Below are 1800 nucleotides of genomic sequence, written 5' to 3'. Positions count from 1 at the left end.
GGAGCGGCGCCGTTCCTGCGCGGCCCGTACCCGACGATGTACGCCAACCAGCCCTGGACCATCCGCCAGTACGCCGGCTTCTCGACGGCCGAGGCTCGGCGGGCCGGGTGCGGGCCGTCCGCCTCGCCTCGGGCGAGCGCATCCCGTGCGACGCGGTGGTGCTGACCTGCGAACTGCCCGCCGCGCACCGGCTGCTGGGCCGGACACCCCGGCGCCCGGTACGGCTGCGGCACTCACCGTCCGCGGTGGTCCTGCACGCGGGGACCGACCGCACCTGGCCCCACCTCGCCCACCACACGCTGTCCTTCGGCGCCGCGTGGGAGCGCACCTTCGACGAACTGACCCGCTGGGGAACGCTGATGAGCGACCCGTCCCTGCTGATCACCCGTCCGACCACGCACGACACCTCGCTGGCGCCGCCGGGCCGCCACCTCCACTACGTCCTGGCGCCCTGCCCCAACACCGCCGTCGGCCCCTCCGCCGCCGCCTGGCGCGACCTGGGCCCGCGCTACCGCGACAGCCTGCTCGCCGAACTCGAACGCCGCGGCCTCCACGGGTTCGGCGACAGCATCGAGGAGGAACTGCTGGTGACCCCGCTCGACTGGACGGCCCAGGGCCACGCGGCGGGCAGTCCCTTCTCCGTCTCCCACACCTTCGCCCAGACCGGGCCCTTCAGGCCGCGCAACCTCGTCCGCGGGCTGGACAACGTGGTGCTCGCCGGCTGCGGGACCACACCCGGTGTCGGCGTACCGACCGTGCTCATCAGCGGGAAACTCGCCGCCGCCCGCGTCACCGGGGGCCGCACCCGGGCGAGTCGGCCCTCGAACCGCCGCCCGACCGCCCCGACCGCCCCGACCGCCCCGACCGCCCCGACCGGAGCAGGTGCCCATGACCCGTCGTGAACTGGACGCCGCCGGAATCACCGCCCCCGGCCTGCGCACCGACTACGGCGTGTGCCGGCAGCTCAACGCCCGGCACGGCCGGACCTACTTCCTGGCGACGCGCCTGCTGCCGCTGGAACGCCGTTCCGCGGTGCACGCGCTGTACGGCTTCGCCCGCTGGGCCGACGACATCGTCGACGACCTGGACCGGCGTCTGACCCCCGACGAGCGGGACCTGATGCTGAAGCGGCTGGAGGGCGACCTCGCGCACGCGCTGCGCACCGGCGGCGGGGCCGAACCGGTGGTCCGGGCCGTGGCCGACACCGCCGGGCGCCACGGCATCGAGGTGGACCTGTTCGCCGACTTCCTCGCCTCGATGCGAGCCGACCTGACCGTCACTGACTACCCGACCTACGCCGACCTGCGGGCCTACATGTACGGCTCGGCCGCGGTGATCGGCCTGCAGATGCTGCCCGTGCTCGGCACGGTCGTCCCGCGCGAGGAGGCGGCACCGCACGCGGCGGCCCTCGGCGTGGCGTTCCAGCTCACCAACTTCCTGCGGGACGTGGGCGAGGACCTGGACCGCGGTCGCGTCTACCTGCCCGCCGACCTGCTCGCCGCCCACGGCGTGGACCGGCCGCTCCTGGAGTGGAGCAGGCGCAGCGGCCGCCGCGATCCGCGCATCCGGGCGGCACTCGTCGCCGCCGAGGCCCTGACCAGGGACGTGTACCGGACGGCGGAACCGGGCATCGCGATGCTCGACCCGCGGGTACGCCCCTGCATCAGGACGGCGTTCACGCTGTACGGCGGCATCCTCGACGCGATCGCCCGGCACGACTACACGGTGCTGCACCACCGGGCGGTCCAAGTTCCAGGGCCTGGTCGGCGATGTCCAGGTACTCCTCGACCGACGAGTAGG

General features: G+C 74.4%; 1 protein-coding gene and 1 pseudogene. Both read left to right on the top strand.

The window, feature by feature from the left end:
• Positions 1–95: 95 nt before the first annotated feature.
• A pseudogene (gene crtI / locus ABZ281_RS48020) lies at positions 96–902 on the top strand (phytoene desaturase family protein); the annotation flags it as partial.
• Positions 889–1800, top strand: a 912-nt coding sequence (locus ABZ281_RS48015; RefSeq protein WP_356665004.1) for a phytoene/squalene synthase family protein, incomplete at its 3' end; no start/stop codon positions are given. The pseudogene crtI and the gene ABZ281_RS48015, both read left to right, overlap by 14 nt.

Origin of the sequence: Streptomyces sp. NPDC006265 (assembly GCF_040613555.1) — a bacterium.
Taxonomy (GTDB): domain Bacteria; phylum Actinomycetota; class Actinomycetes; order Streptomycetales; family Streptomycetaceae; genus Streptomyces.
This window is presented reverse-complemented; position numbering and strand designations above follow the sequence as displayed.